14 protein-coding genes are annotated in these 14,384 nt (G+C 71.4%); 9 read left to right on the top strand and 5 right to left on the bottom strand.

Annotated features, from left to right (window positions below; all coding sequences use genetic code 11):
- Positions 1-173: 173 nt before the first annotated feature.
- The 3 genes from HV824_RS14090 (at position 174) to nhaA (ending at position 4,441) form a co-directional block, all read left to right on the top strand.
- Positions 174-641 (top strand): (2Fe-2S)-binding protein, encoded by a 468-nt coding sequence (locus HV824_RS14090; RefSeq protein WP_176419360.1) that lies wholly within the window; start codon positions 174-176, stop codon positions 639-641.
- Positions 638-2,851, top strand: a complete 2,214-nt coding sequence (locus tag HV824_RS14095) for a molybdopterin cofactor-binding domain-containing protein (protein WP_176419361.1) — start codon at positions 638-640, stop codon at positions 2,849-2,851. The genes HV824_RS14090 and HV824_RS14095 overlap by 4 nt, the downstream gene beginning before the upstream one ends.
- 177 nt (positions 2,852-3,028) lie before the next feature.
- Positions 3,029-4,441, top strand: coding sequence for a Na+/H+ antiporter NhaA (nhaA, locus tag HV824_RS14100; protein ID WP_176419362.1), 1,413 nt, complete (start codon positions 3,029-3,031; stop codon positions 4,439-4,441).
- Here nhaA and HV824_RS14105 read toward each other — a convergent pair.
- Positions 4,374-5,357, bottom strand: a complete 984-nt coding sequence (locus HV824_RS14105) for a LysR family transcriptional regulator (RefSeq protein ID WP_255208024.1) — start codon at positions 5,355-5,357, stop codon at positions 4,374-4,376. The genes nhaA and HV824_RS14105 overlap by 68 nt on opposite strands.
- 108 nt (positions 5,358-5,465) lie before the next feature.
- Here HV824_RS14105 and HV824_RS14110 point away from each other — a divergent pair, with 108 nt between their 5' ends.
- Positions 5,466-6,284 carry an acetolactate decarboxylase gene (locus tag HV824_RS14110; RefSeq protein WP_176419364.1) on the top strand — a complete coding sequence of 273 codons (819 nt, stop codon included), beginning with the start codon at positions 5,466-5,468 and terminating at the stop codon, positions 6,282-6,284.
- An 83-nt stretch (positions 6,285-6,367) separates the two neighbouring features.
- On the top strand, positions 6,368-7,213 hold the full coding sequence (locus HV824_RS14115; RefSeq protein ID WP_176423496.1) for an alpha/beta hydrolase: 846 nt from the start codon (positions 6,368-6,370) through the stop codon (positions 7,211-7,213).
- Positions 7,214-7,274: 61 nt separating this feature from the next.
- Here HV824_RS14115 and HV824_RS14120 read toward each other — a convergent pair whose 3' ends face one another.
- From HV824_RS14120 to HV824_RS14135, 4 genes are all read right to left on the bottom strand, one after another.
- The gene (locus HV824_RS14120) at positions 7,275-7,694 is read right to left on the bottom strand and encodes a VOC family protein (RefSeq protein ID WP_176419366.1); all 420 of its coding nucleotides are present in this window, start codon (positions 7,692-7,694) and stop codon (positions 7,275-7,277) included.
- A gap of 94 nt (positions 7,695-7,788) precedes the next feature.
- On the bottom strand, positions 7,789-8,766 hold the full coding sequence (locus HV824_RS14125) for a sigma-70 family RNA polymerase sigma factor (RefSeq protein WP_176419367.1): 978 nt from the start codon (positions 8,764-8,766) through the stop codon (positions 7,789-7,791).
- Positions 8,767-8,799: 33 nt separating this feature from the next.
- Positions 8,800-9,462, bottom strand: a complete 663-nt coding sequence (locus HV824_RS14130; RefSeq protein WP_176423497.1) for an Isoquinoline 1-oxidoreductase subunit — start codon at positions 9,460-9,462, stop codon at positions 8,800-8,802.
- Entirely contained in the window at positions 9,459-10,709 is a 1,251-nt protein-coding gene (locus tag HV824_RS14135) for an NAD(P)/FAD-dependent oxidoreductase (protein ID WP_176423498.1), read from the bottom strand. Before HV824_RS14135 ends, HV824_RS14130 begins: the two co-directional genes overlap by 4 nt.
- A 207-nt stretch (positions 10,710-10,916) precedes the next feature.
- On the opposite strand from HV824_RS14135, the gene aroF reads away from it, so the two are divergent.
- From aroF to HV824_RS14155, 4 genes are read left to right on the top strand one after another with little or no spacing between them, the layout of a single operon-like run.
- Entirely contained in the window at positions 10,917-11,942 is a 1,026-nt protein-coding gene (aroF, locus tag HV824_RS14140; RefSeq protein ID WP_176419370.1) for a 3-deoxy-7-phosphoheptulonate synthase, read from the top strand.
- Positions 11,943-11,945: 3 nt separating this feature from the next.
- Entirely contained in the window at positions 11,946-12,962 is a 1,017-nt protein-coding gene (gene trpD, locus HV824_RS14145; protein WP_176423499.1) for an anthranilate phosphoribosyltransferase, read from the top strand.
- Positions 12,959-13,747, top strand: coding sequence for an indole-3-glycerol-phosphate synthase (locus tag HV824_RS14150; RefSeq protein WP_176419372.1), 789 nt, complete (start codon positions 12,959-12,961; stop codon positions 13,745-13,747). The genes trpD and HV824_RS14150 overlap by 4 nt, the downstream gene beginning before the upstream one ends.
- The gene (locus HV824_RS14155; RefSeq protein ID WP_176423500.1) at positions 13,744-14,382 is read left to right on the top strand and encodes a phosphoribosylanthranilate isomerase; all 639 of its coding nucleotides are present in this window, start codon (positions 13,744-13,746) and stop codon (positions 14,380-14,382) included. Before HV824_RS14150 ends, HV824_RS14155 begins: the two co-directional genes overlap by 4 nt.
- Positions 14,383-14,384 lie beyond the last annotated feature (2 nt).

Here is a 14,384-nt window from a genome sequence, read left to right on the forward strand (position 1 = left end):
CTCGCGCGCGACGTCCATCCCCCGCGCCGCACCCGCCCACACCGGGATGTGCACTGCTTCACGGCATGGCAACCCGGTGGCGGGATATCGCCGCGCCAGGCCACATCTCCTCCGGGCCAGGGGATGCGTGCGATACGCTGCGGGGCCACCGTCTTGCGGGAGGAGCAGGCGCCATGAGCTTCACCTTGAACGTCAACGGCCGCGAGCACGCCGTCGACGCGCCCGAGGACACGCCCCTCCTCTACATCCTGCGCGACGAGCTGGGACTTCACGGGGCCCGGTATGGCTGCGGCGTGGGCCAGTGCGGCGCATGTACGGTGCTGAGCAATGGCTCGCCGCTGCGCGCCTGCGTCGTGCCGGCGGCCACCCTGCGCGGCCGGAACCTCACCACCGTGGAGGGCTTGCGCGCGCCGGATGGGACACCGCATCCGCTCCACGACGCCTTCGTGGCCGAGCAGGCCGGCCAGTGCGCCTACTGCATCCCCGGCATGGTGGTGACGGCGGCGGCGCTGCTGAAGGAGAAGCCACGGCCCACCGAGGCGGAGATTCGCGCGGCGCTGGATGCCAACCTGTGCCGGTGCGGCTCACACAACCGCATCGTCCGAGCCATTCAGCGCGCCGCGGAGGCGCTGGCACGATGAGCCTCCGCCCGAGCCGCCGCGAGGTGCTCCAAGGCGCCCTGGTGCTGGCCTTCGCCTTCACGGGCCCACGCGCCCTGGGCGCGGCACCGGGAGGCGCCGGGCTCCCCGGGAGCCTGCGGCGCACCCGCGGCCTCGACGCGTGGCTGCGCATCGGCGCGGACGGCGTCGTCACGCTGAAGACGGGGAAGGTGGAGCTGGGCCAGGGCATCCTGACGGCGCTCGGGCAGCTCTGCGCGGACGAACTGGACGTCAGCGTCTCGCGGCTGACCTTCCTCTCCGGCGACACCGAGCTGTCCCCATACGAAGGCACCACCGCGGGCAGCAACTCCGTCTCCCAGAGCGGCACCGCGATACGCCATGCCGCCGCCGAGGTTCGCGCCATCCTGCTGGACCTGGCCAGCAAGCAGCTGGGCGTCCCAGCGGAGCAGCTTCGCGTCCGGGACGGCACCATCCGGGTTGGCGGCGGGAAGGGCGCCTCCATCACGTACTGGAGCCTCGTCGGCGGGAAGGCGCTGAACCGGGAGGCGACGGGCACGGTGAAGCCCAAGCCGCCCATCGAGCGCCATCATGCGGGCCGCTCGGTTCCGCGCGTGGACCTGCCGGGCAAGATTTCCGGTGAGGCGAGCTTCGTGCACGACCTCCGGCCCGCCAACCTGGTGCATGGCCGCATCATCCGCGCGCCGTCCCAGGGCGCCTCGCTCACGGAGGTGGATGCCGCCAAGGTGGAGCAGCTGCCGGGCGTGCGGAAGGTGGTGCGTGACGGCGACTTCCTGGGCGTCATCGCCACCAAGGAGTGGCAGGCCATCCAGGCCGCGGCGGCGCTCGCGCGCAGCGCCCGCTGGCGCGAACAGGCCACCCTGCCCCCGGACCCATACACCTGGCTGGTGGAGCAACCCAGCCAGGACAGCGTCATCGAGGAAAGGGTCCGGCCCACCGACGTCGCGCCCACGCACACCTTGGAGGCACGCTACCTGCGGCCATACCAGATGCACGGCGCGATTGGCCCGTCCTGCGCGGTGGCGGCGTGGGACGGCGAGCGCCTCACGCTGCACACCCACAGCCAGAGCGTCTTCGAGACCAGCGCGGCCATCGCCAGGATGCTCCGCCTCCCGGTGGGCCAGGTCCACGGCAAGCACCTGCCCGGCTCCGGCTGCTACGGCCACAACGGCGCGGACGACGTCGCCGCCGATGCCGCGCTGCTCGCGCGCGCCCTCCCCGGCCACGCCGTGCGCGTGCAGTGGTCCCGCGAGGACGAGCACGCCTGCGAGCCGTATGGCTCCGCGATGGTGATGCAGGCGCGCGCGGGCGTGGACGCGGAAGGCAACGTGCTGGACTGGGACTACGCGCTCTGGTCCACGCCCCACAGCACCCGGCCTGGAGGCCACCCAGGGAATCTGCTGGCGGGGCGTTCGCTCGCGGCGCCCTTCCGCATGCCCATGCCCGGGAATGGCGGGCCGCCGAACTACGCCGCGGACCGGAACGCCATTCCGCTCTACGACTTCCCGGGCCGGAAGGTGACGACCCACCTCGTCACCCGGATGCCCTTGCGCGTCTCCGCGCTTCGGGGCCTGGGGGCCTACGGGAACGTCTTCGCCATCGAGTCCTTCATGGATGAGCTGGCCCACGCCGCGAAGGTGGACCCGGTGGCCTTCCGGCTCCGGCAGCTCCACGACGCGCGCGCGAAGGCCGTCATCCAGAAAGCGGCGGAGCGCTTCGGCTGGACGTCCGCGCCCAGGGCCCAGGGCCATGGGCGCGGCATCGGCTTCGCGCGCTACAAGAACCTCGCGAGCTACTGCGCCGTCTGCCTGGAGGTGCGCGTCGACCCTGGAACTCACGCCATCCAGGTGCTGCGCGCGGTCCTGGCCGCCGACGCGGGCGAGGTCGTCAACCCGGATGGGCTCACCAATCAGCTCGAAGGCGGGCTCATCCAGTCGCTGAGCTGGAGCCTGAAGGAGGCGGTCCGCTACGACGCCCAGCGCGTCACCTCGCGAGACTGGGGCACGTACCCCATCCTCACCTTCTCCGAAGTCCCCCCCGTGGAGGTCGCGCTCATCGAGCGCCCTGGGGAGCCCCTCCTGGGCGTGGGCGAGGCCTCCCAGGGCCCCACTTCGGCGGCCCTGGCCAATGCCATCTTCGACGCCACGGGGGCCAGGCTGAGAGAGCTGCCGCTGACGCCAGAGCGGCTGGCGGCGGCGCTCCAAGCGCGCTGAGACGGCACCAAGGAGGCAAGCCCAAGCATGGTCCGCGCGCATGTCGACAACGCTCGACGGAGGCCGCGCGCCATGTGAATGTGCCGCCAAAGCTGAAGGGTGCGGCGATGCACGCCGCAGGAACATGGATGGTCGGGCCGCCATCCCAGCCGGCAACACCGCCGACAGGGTCCGCGTATGTCGACCGCCACGCCACCGGGGCAAGCCCCCCTTCCGCCCGAAGCCTGGGCCCCCCTGCATCGCCTCTCGCGGCTCGCGAGCCGGCCGCTGGAGCGCTTCCTCCACATCGAGGCGGCCAGCGGCATCCTGCTCCTCGTGGCGGCGGCCATCGCGCTCCTGTGGGCGAACTCGCCTTGGGCGGAGAGCTACGCGCACTTCTGGCACACGCCGCTCGGCATCCGAATGGGCGACTTCACGTTCGAGCGCAGCCTCGAATGGGTCGTCAACGACGGGTTGATGGCCATCTTCTTCTTCGTCGTGGGCATGGAGATTCGCCGCGAGGTCCATCAGGGCGAGCTGTCTGAGTTGCGGCGCGCCGCGCTCCCCGCCGCAGCGGCGCTGGGGGGCATGGTCGTGCCAGCGGGCCTGTACCTCCTCCTGGGGGGCGCCCCGGCCACCCGCTCCGGATGGGGCGTCCCCATGGCAACGGACATCGCGTTCGCGGTGGGCATCCTCACGCTCCTCGGAAGCCGAGTGCCCCCCGCCCTGCGCGTGCTCCTGCTCGCGCTCGCCGTCATCGACGACCTGGGCGCCATCATCGTCATCGCGCTGTTCTATTCATCGGGAGTGGCCATCACGGGCCTGCTCGTCGCGGCCCTGGGAGTCCTGGGGGTCTTCGCGATGCAGCGCCTGGGCGTGCGCTCGAAGTGGGCCTACGTCGTTCCGGCGTTCGTCGCCTGGGCGGGCGTCTACTCCGCGGGAATTCATCCGACCATCGCGGGCGTCATCGTCGGGCTCATCACGCCGGTGCGCGCCTGGCTCGGCACCGAGGGCTTCGTCACCGGTGCGCGGAGCGAAATCGAGCACATCGCCCAGGCGCAGCCGGGCACGCTCTCCTCCCATCACCTGTCCGCGACCTTGCGCCGCGTGGACGCCGCGCGACGCGAGGCCATGTCGCCTTCGGAGAGCCTGATTGCCACCCTGCATCCATGGGTGGCGTTCGGCATCATGCCGGTGTTCGCGCTCGCGAACGCGGGCGTGTCGATTTCGAGCGAGCCGCTCGATGCGGCCTCATGGACCGTGGTCGCCGCGGCGGCCACCGGGCTCCTGCTGGGCAAGCCCCTGGGAGTGATTGGGGCCTGCTGGCTGGCGCTGCGCTTGCGGCTGGCGACGTTGCCGCGCGGCCTGAGCATGCGCGACGTGCTGGTGCTGGGGTGCACCGCGGGCATCGGCTTCACCATGGCCCTGTTCATCGCGCAGCTGGCCTTCACGGACGCGAAGCTGCTCGCCGCCGCGAAGCTGGGCGTGCTGGGCGCGAGCGGCGCCGCGGCCATCCTGGCGCTCCTCCTGGGCCGGCTGCTCCTCAGTACCGCGTCGAGGCCCGGCGCCGCGACGTCCGTGGAGGAGGCGGAGCGCTCGACGGTGATGTGACAGGCTGCGCTGGTGACGGGCCCGTGCCGCCCAGCCGTTCACTCAAGAAGTCGACGAACACGCGCGTCTTCATCGGCAGGAAGCGCGCGTGTGGGTACACGGCCCAGACCCAGCTGTCCGCCACGCGCCACGACGCCAGCACCTCGACCAGGCGGCCCGCCTCCAGGTCCGCCCCCATCACGAAGTCCGCGAGCAGCGTGATGCCGCAACCGCCGAGCGCCGCCTGCCGGAGCGCCTCGGCGTTGTCGACGCGGAGGAGCGGCTCCACTGCCACCTGGGTCCGCCGTCCGCCCCGCGTCAGGACCCAGGGGACCTCCTTCATCTGCGGCGCGAACTGGAGGCAGTCATGTCCACGAAGGTCCGCCGGCGTGCGCGGCGCCCCGTTGCGTCGCAGGTATTCGGGTGACGCGCACAGGCGGCGACGGTTCAGCGTCAGGCGCCGCGCCACGTAGTCGCCGCTGCGCAGGTCGCCAATCCGAACGCCCACGTCGATGCGTTGTTCGACGAGGTCGATGTAGCGGTCCTCCATCGTCACTTCCAGGCGGAGCAACGGATAGCGGCGCATGAACTCCGGCAGCAAGGGCGCGACGCGAAGCTGGCCATAGAGGTTGGGCAGCGACACGCGCAGCAGGCCGCGAGGCTGCGCGGAGAACGCGGACACCGCCGCGTCGGCCTCATCGGCGCGAGCCAGCACATCCAGACAGCGCTCCAGGTACAACGCGCCAACCTCGGTGAGCGCGACACGCCGGGTGGTCCGCTGCAGCAGCCGGCAGCCCAGCGCCCGCTCCAGTTGCGCGATGCGGCGGCTGAGCGCGGAGGCGCTGAGGCCCAGCTCGTCCGCGGCGGCGACGAAGCTGTGCCGGGTGGCGACGGCGACGAAGGCGCGCATGCCGCCGAGGCGATCGGTATCGAGCATCGGCATTGCTGCACCGTACGCAACATCCTGGTGCGATTCATCCCGATTGTGCCGGAGCCCTCAGCGGGTCAGCTTTCCGTTTTCGGTTCCAACGAGGAGCTTCGCACCATGCCCGACTCGCCCCTTCCCCCTCGTGACAACGCCCGGCACCGCCTGCGCGCCTCGGGGCTCGCCCTCCTCCTGTGCTCGACCCTGGCGCAGGCCGCACGGCCCGCGAACGAGGACACGGTTCACCAGCTCGCCCCCGCGGCCGGCTTCATGGCGGGCGTGCATGAAGGCCCGACACGCTTCGGCGACCTGCTCCGGCTCGGGGACTTCGGCACGGGCGCGCTCAGCCCCACGGATGGAGAGGTCATCATCCTCGACGGCGTCGTGTGGCACGCCGACGTCACCGGGAAGCTGCGGCGCCTGCCCGACGATGCGCGAACGTCCTTCGCCACCCTCAAGCGGTTCGTCCCGGACAGGCGGCTCACACTCCCCGCCGTCGCGGACTTCAGCGCCTTCGCGCGGGAGCTCGATGCACGGCTCGGTTCGCGCAACCACTTCCATGCCGTGTGCATCGACGGCCGCTTCCAGCGCGTGAAGCTGCGCAGTGTGCCGCGCCAGAAGCCGCCCTACCCCAGCATGAAGGCCTTGCTTGCACAGCAGCGCGTCTACGACGCCCGTGACGTCACGGGCACGCTGGTGGGTTTCCGATTTCCCACCTATGTCGCTGGGGTCATCATCCCCGGCTGGCACTTCCACTTCGTGGACGCGGACCGGAAGCTGGGGGGCCATGTCCTGGACGTGCGCGCCAGCGCGCTCACCGCCCAGCTCGACAGCAGCCGGTCCCTGTCGCTGGTGTTGCCAGACGACCCGCTGTTCAACGCGGCCCCCATTGACGACGCGAAGAACGCGCCCGCGGCGGCAGGCCCCGGAGCCCCCTGACGCCTCCTGGCGACGCCTCCAGGGCTCGGGCACTATCCCGGCCACGAGCCGCTTTGGCTCGTCGAACCCTGCGGGAGCAAGTGATGCGGACATCGATGACGTGCGTGGGGCTGCTGTTGCTCGTCCTGGGGGGCGCGTGCGCGAGCACCCGGCCCGCCGTGGCCGAGCCCGTGCCGCCCCATCAGACCTTCACCATCGACTCCGCGAAGCTGAAGGAGCCACGCCGCATCACCGTCTACCTTCCGCCGGGCTACGCCACGTCGGCGGAGGACCGCTTCCCGGTGCTCTACATGCCCGATGGCGGCCTGAAGGAAGACTTCCCGCACCTGGCCACCACCGTCGACATGGCCATCCGCGCGGGCGAACTGCGGCCCCTCATCATCGTGGGCATCGAAAACACCGTGCGACGGCGGGACATGACAGGCCCGACCACGGTGGCGACGGACCTGGAGGTCGCCCCTGTCACGGGAGGCTCGGCGACGTTCCGTGCCTTCATCCACGAAGAGCTGATGCCGGAGGTGGAGCGCCGCTACCGGGCGACGCGGGAGCGAGCCATCATCGGCGAGTCGCTCGCGGGCTACTTCATCGTGGAGACCTTCTTCCTCCAGCCGGACCTGTTCGACACCTACCTCGCGCTGAGCCCCAGCCTGTGGTGGAACGCGGAGTCGTTGGTGAAGGGGGCGGGTGAATGGTTCGCGGCACGGCCGGACCTGCGCGCGGGGCTCTATCTGTCCTCCGCGGATGAGACGGACATCGGCCCCGCCGTGGCGAGGCTCCAGGAAGTCCTCCGCACCAGCGCTCCCCCGGGACTCAAGTGGGAAGTCGAACCCCGGCCCGACTTGCGCCACGACAACATCTACCGGAAGAGCTCGCCCAGCGTGCTGCGCAAGTGGCTGCCCCCCGTGGTGGCCGCCGAAAACGCGCCCTGACACAGCGCCCGCGCGCCGCGCGGAAGCCCAGGGCCTCCCCGCGGCACGCTACGTCCGCTGGCTACTGCGGAGGCATCTGGTTCGGATCCATCCAGGCCACCTCCCAGTGGTGGCCGTCCGGGTCGTAGAAGCTCCCGCCGTACATGAAGCCCAGGTCCATGGCCTCCCCCGCGGGGGAGCCACCCGATGCCAGCGCGGTCTTCACCAGCTCATCGACCTCCTCGCGGCTGTTGGCGGACAGCGCATAGGTGCCGGCGGTGCTCTGCGTCGCGTCGTGCAGGGGCTTCTTGATGAAGTCCTTGAAGCGGGTATGCGTGAGGAGCATCACGAACGCGTCCTCGCCCACCACCATGCAGGTGGCGTGCTCGTCGGTGAAGTCCTTGTTGAACTCGAAGCCCAGCTTCGTGAAGAAGTCCACCGACCGCTTCAAGTCGGCCACCGGCAGGTTGAGGAAGAGCTTACGGGGACGGCTGACCTTCATGTTCGCCTCCAGGGCGGGTGGGTTACGAAGGCTTTGACTCCAGCGGCGGACCGAAATCATCGGCCCTTTTTCAGAAAGATTTTCCGCGCCCCGCCTACCGAGGGAGCTCCTGGGGAAGACCGAACCGCGGGAACAACGCCTCCGTATCGAGGAAGTGGGTCATCGCCGCGATGCGCCCACCGGACAGCTCCAGGACGATGAGCGACCACGGCTTGAAGGGCCCGCCGTCACTGCTCGCGTGGTACTGGCCATAGGCCGGTGCGCCACAGGCCTCGGTCCGCACCAGCCGGGAGTCCCTGCAGACCGCCCCCCGCCCGAGGAACCAGCCGCGGATGGACGCGTGCCCCTGGAGCCACAGCGTGTAGGGGGGCATGGACAGGGTGACCTCCTCGTGAAGCAGCGCGGTGAAGGCGTCCATGTCGTAGCGCTCGAACGCGTCCACGTAACGATTCAGCAACAGGGCCTGCGCGTCGGACTGAGGCACCCGGAACTCGGAGTCCTCCAGCCCCAGGTCCGACACGGTCGCCCGGGCACGCTGGAGCGCGCTGTTGACCGAGGCCACCGACGTCTCCAGCGTCTGGGCAATCTCCGTGGCCGGCCAGCCCAGGACCTCGGCCAGCAGCAGCACCGCGCGCTGCTTGGGGGGCAGGTGCTGGAGCGCCGCGAGGAACGCGAGCCGGATGCTCTGGCGCAGCGACACCTGCTCGGAGGGGTCCAGGTCCGAGGGCACGGCCAGCGCGTCCGGAATGGGCTCAATCCAGCTGTTCGCCGGCAGCGGCGTCAGCGGCCCGTCAATGGAGTACGCGGGCCCCAGCTCCATCGGCCGCGCGCGGCGCCCGCTCGCCGACAAGGCGTCCAGGCACACGCGGGTGGCGATGGAGTACAGCCAGGTCCGTGGAGACGCACGGCCCTCGAACCGGTCCATCGCGCGCCAGGCGCGCACCATCGTCTCCTGGACGGCGTCGTCCGCCTCCGCGACAGAACCCAGCATGCGATAGCAATGGCCGATGAGCGCCGAGCGGTGCTCCTCGAAGCCGAATGCCTGCTTCCCAGAATCCGGAAGGTCCCTCATCAATGGGCTGTCTATCAGGCCCATCAGGTCGTGTCAGGGGCTCGGGCAGGCGGCCCCCGTGTCAATCCATGCGCGGATGAGCTCACCGAACGCACGCTGAGTGCCTGGCACGGGCTCCAAGCCAGGGCCCGGGTCCCAACCCCACCCCACCAGGACGTCCTCGGCCATGTGGTGATGCAGCGCCTCCAGGGACTTCCCGCCGTTTCGCGCGGGGTCCTTGAGCTGCTCGCAAATCTTCCCCAGGGGCACGCCCACCCACGCCATCTCCGCTGGCGCCAGGGCCCACTTCGGATTGCCGGGCACGCTCCGCAGCGTCGTGCCCACCAGCGGCGTGTTGCGCGCCTGGTGGCACGAGGTGCAGGGCAGCCCGGGAGTGCCATGTCCCGCGGGCCCGCCCGTCACGGCGGGCACGTGCCGACGCTGGTCCATGCCCTGCAGGGGCACGCCATCGGCCGGGTGGCAGTTGACGCAGCGCGGGTGCGCTATCACACGCCCCGCCTCGACGAAGAGCGCGGCGGAGCGCTGCTTCTCATCCGTGATGGCGGCGAACGCGGACACGGGCTGGAGTGACGGCCCCGCATCCCGCGCCTGCGCCGCCTGCGGTCCCGAGACCTCCGGTGCGCTCTTGGTGGACTTGCAGGCCGCCGCCGAGAGGACGGCGCCCAACACGATGACGGAGCGCCCCGGGTGTCTCATTCGCGCTCCAACTCTCTCATGACAGCCTCCGCGGCGCGGCGGCCCGACACCAGCGCGCCGTCGATGGAGGCATTGTCACGGTGGTCTCCACACACGAACAGTCCCGGTGACAGCCGCACCGGCCGGTGAGGCGGCTCCAGCACCTCCGGAGGCTGCGCGGGCAGCGCAAGCGGAAGCGCGTAGGTGCGCAGGTGCCGCCAGGCGGACACGGCCGGACCGAACCAGTCCGTCAGCTCCGCGAGCACCTCGGCGCGCAGCGTGTCCAGGTCCGGCGTGGCGCCGACCACGGACACGGACACGAGCGCCTGTCCCCGCGGCGCATACGCCGGTGACACCTCGCTCATCACCGCCACGTTGTTCACCCGGCCCCGGCCCTCGCCATTGAGCAGCAGCCACGGCCCCTCCACGGGCGGCTCCGGCGCGGCGAAGTAGAGGCACGTCACCCGGTTCATCACCGGCGGCACCATGCCCGGCAGCAGCCCCACCGCGCTCGCCGGGTCCGTGGCCACCACCACCGCCCTGGCGCCAATCAGCTCTCCGTCCGCCAGCCGCACGCGGTGCCCCCACACGTCCGCCACCGGCGCGCGCATCCGCAGCACGCCCGGCGGAAGGCGCGCCGACAGCTGCTCCGGAATGGCGCCCATCCCCGCCTCCGGCACCGCCGCGTACCCGGACGAGAACATGCGGAAGACGAACTCCAGGAAGCGGCTGGACGTGGTCAGCTCCCGCTCCAGGAAGATGCCCGCGAAGAAGGGGCGCAGGAACGACTCCCGCAGCGCCTGCGTGAAGCCCAGCTCGTCCAGATAGCGCCGCGACGTGCGAGACGGCCGCTGCCACACGTCCTCCACTTCACCGGAGAGCGCCAACTGCCGCAGCTCCAGGATGCGCAGCTTGTCCCCGAACGTCCCCACGGGCGCGAACAGGTGCGCCAGCGCCTCCACGGGGCGGCGCAGCGGGTCCGCCACCGTGTGCAGCTTGCCACCCCGCCACACCTTGGCGCCGGGGATGAACCTGCGCAGCGACAGCGCCCCCAGGTCCAACGTGCGCCGGCCTTCCGGATAGGCAGACAGGTACACCTGGAAGCCTCTGTCTAGCAGGAAGCCCTCATGGACATCCGTGCGCACCCTGCCCCCTGGTGCGTCACTCCCCTCCAGCACCATCACCTTGACCCGTGAGGCGACGAGCGCCCGCGCGCACGCCAGCCCCGCGAGACCCGCACCGACGACGATGACCTCCGGAGTCGACACGCACGCGCCTCCACACTTCCTGCTCAAGAAAAGCGTCCACGCTCGCTTGATAAGCGTGGGAGGCGCAAGGGAGACTCGGAGGCGGTTGCGGGCAACCGACACTTGATGCAGAAACACCGGCTGTTGCCCGTCCCACCCGTCTAACCCGGCGCCGGAATGCTCCCGGCCCACCAACACCCCTCGGAGCGAGAGAAAGCAGGCAGCCCCATGTTGATCGTGATGCGACCCGACGCGACGGCCCAGGACATCGAGCGTGTGAACGACGAGATCCGCCGCCGTGGCTGGCAACCGCACGCGATTCCAGGGGGCACCCGCACGGCCGTTGGCATCACCGGGAACCCGGGCGCGGTGGAACCAGAGCCCTTCCGCGTGCTCCCTGGCGTCGCTGACGCCGTGGCCATCTCCCAGCCGTTCAAGCTCGTCAGCCGCGAGGTGAAGCCGGACGACACGCAGCTGCGCATCGGCGACCTGACGGTTGGCGGCTCGGCCTTCCACGTCATCGCCGGTCCGTGCTCCGTGGAGTCGCGCGAGCAGATCCTCTCCACCGCCCACGCGGTGAAGAAGGCGGGCGCCACCATGCTGCGCGGCGGCGCGTTCAAGCCGCGCACCAGCCCCTATGAATTCCAGGGCCTCAAGGGTGACGGGCTGGCGCTGCTGGCCGAGGCGCGCCAGGAGACGGGCCTGCTCGTCACCACCGAGGTGAAGGACACCGCGACGCTCCAGGCCGTCGCCGACGCCACGGACATCCTCCAGATTGGCGCGCGCAACATGCAGAACTTCAGCCTGCTGGAGGCCGTGGGCGACCTGCGCAAGCCGGTGATGCTCAAGCGCGGCATGAGCGCCACCATCAAGGAGTTGCTGATGGCGGCCGAGTACATCGTCGCCCGCGGAAACACGCAGGTCATCCTCTGCGAGCGCGGCATCCGCACCTTCGAGACGATGACGCGCAACACGCTGGACCTCAACGCGGTGCCCATGCTCAAGGCGCTCTCGCACCTGCCCGTCTTCGTGGACCCGTCGCACGGCATCGGCGTGCGCAAGGCGGTGCCGGCGATGATGCGCGCGGCGACGGCCGTGGGGGCGGACGGCATCATCGTCGAGGTACACCCCGACCCGCCGCGCGCGAAGTCGGACGGTGCCCAGTCCCTGGACTTCTCCGAGTTCGAGAAGTCCATGAACGAGGTCCGCGCCATCGCCCAGGTGATGGGCCGCGAAGTCGTCCGTCTGGGATAGGCCATGACCCTCAAGGAAGCGCTGGGCAAGGTGGTGGGCCGGCGCGACCTCACCCGCGAGGAGATGACCCGCGTCATGGGTCTGATGCTCGCCGGGGAGGCTTCGCCTGCCCAGGTTGGCGCGCTGGCGACGGCGCTGAAGATGAAGGGTGAGACGGAGGATGAAATCCTCGGCGCGGCGGAGGCCATGCGGGCCTGCGCGGCGAAGCTGTCCCCGCGCGCCGACGTGGTGCTCGACACCTGCGGCACCGGCGGCGACGGCGCGCACACCTTCAACATCTCCACCGCGGTGGCCTTCGTGGCCGCCGGGGCGGGCGTGACGGTGGCCAAGCATGGCAACCGCGCGGTCTCCAGCCGCTGTGGCAGCGCGGACGTGCTGGCGGCGCTGGGCGTCTCCATGGAGCGTCCGCACGAGCGCGTGGCGCGGGACATCGACGAGCACGGCGTGGGCTTCCTCTTCGCGCCCTCCCACCACGGGGCCCTGCGGCACGTGGCGCAGGCGCGGCGGGACATGGGGTTCCACAGCGTGTTCAACCTGCTGGGGCCGCTGACGAACCCGGCGGGCGCGCGCTACCAGCTCCTGGGGACGTTCGACGGCAAGCGCGTGGAGCAGACGGCCCGCGTGCTGGGCCGGCTCGGCAGCCGCCGCGCGTGGGTGGTGCACGGCCATGACGGGCTGGATGAAGTCTCCCCGTGCAGCGCCACGGAGGTCGCGGAGCTGCGCGAGGACGGCACGGTCCACACCTTCACGGTGTCGCCCCAGGACGCGGGGCTGGACGTGGTGCCTCGCGAGGCCATCGCGGGGGGCGACGCGGCGGAGAACGCCCAGCGGCTGCGCGCGCTGCTGGATGGCGAGCGCTCCGGGCTGCGCACGGCGGTGCTGCTCAACGCGGCGGCGGCGCTCGTCGTCGTGGGACTGGCGGCGGACCTGCGTGACGGCGTGCGCAAGGCGGAGCACGCCATCGACTCGGGCGCGGCCCGGAACAAGCTGGCGGCCCTCATCGAGGGGGGCTTGTCATGAGCCAGGCAGGAACGTTGGACCGCATCATGGCGCGCAAACGCCAGGAGCTGGCGGCGCGGCCTCCCATGGCGCCTCGCGCCCGGCCCACCCCCCGCGACTTCGCGCAGGGGTTGGTGACGCACCGCTCCGGGCGGCCGCTGAGCGTCATCGCGGAGGTGAAGCGCAAGAGCCCTTCGGGCGGGGACTTCCCCCACGCCGACGTGGTGGCGGTGGCCCGGGCCTATGAGGCCGCGGGCGCCAGCGCCATCAGCGTGCTGACGGATGGGCCGGACTTCGGCGGCGGCCTGGAGGACCTCGTGGCCGTGCGGGCGGCGGTGTCGCTGCCCGTGCTGCGCAAGGACTTCCTCGTGGCGGCGCGCGAGGTGGAGGAGAGCGCGCTGTGGGGCGCGGACGCGGTGCTGCTCATCGCCGACGCGCTGGAGGACGGCGAGCTGCGGGAGATGGTCGCCACGGCGAGAGCGGTGGGCGTGGCCGCGCTGGTGGAGGCCCACACGGAGGCGCACGCCGAGCGCGCGCTGGCCGCGGGCGCGAAGCTGGTGGGCATCAACAACCGCGACCTCGCCACGCTGAAGACGGACACGGGCACGGCGCTGCGGGTGATGCCGAAGCTGCGCTCCCGGGCCCGCGTGCTGGTGGCGGAGAGTGGCCTCAAGTCCCTGGCGGACCTGGAGGCGGCGCGGGAAGCGGGCGCGGACGCTGTCCTGGTGGGCGAGTCCCTGCTTCGAGCGCCCGACCCTGGACACGCGCTGCGGCGGCTGCTCGGGGTGGAGGACGCGGCGCCATGAGCGTCCGCGTGAAGGTGTGCGGCGTCACGCGCCTGTCCGACGCGCGGGCCGCGTGGGAGGCGGGCGTGGACGCGCTGGGCCTCAACTTCTACCCGAAGTCCCCCCGCTACCTGGACCTCCCCACGGCGGCGGCCCTGGCGCGCACGCGGCCGCCCCTGGGCACGGTGCTGGGGGTGTTCGTCAACGCGGCGCCAGACACCATCCGGGAGGCGGTGCGCGCCTGTGGCCTGACGGCCGTGCAGCTCCATGGGGACGAGCCCCCGGAGGCCTGCTCGGGGTACGGCGTGCCCGTCATCAAGGCGCTGCGAGTCACGGGTCCGGAAGACGTGGCCCGGGCCCGGACGTATGTGGGCGTAGGAGACGTCGCGGGGCTGCTGCTGGACGGCGCGGCCCCGGGCTATGGCGGCGGCGGCGTGGGCTTTGACTGGTCGCTCGTCGCGGGGCTGGCGGGGAGCGGCGTGCCCGTGCTGGTGGCGGGAGGCCTGCGGCCCTCCAACGTGGCCGAGGCGGTGCGCGCGACGCGGCCGTACGGCGTGGATGTGGCCAGCGGCGTGGAGTCCGCCCCTGGCATCAAGGACGTGGAAGCGGTGCGCGCCTTCGTGCGCGCCGCGAAGTCCATCAACCTCTGGGAGTGACA

The sequence above is a fragment of the Myxococcus sp. AM009 genome, assembly GCF_013372605.1.
GTDB classification, from domain to species: Bacteria; Myxococcota; Myxococcia; order Myxococcales; family Myxococcaceae; genus Myxococcus; species Myxococcus vastator.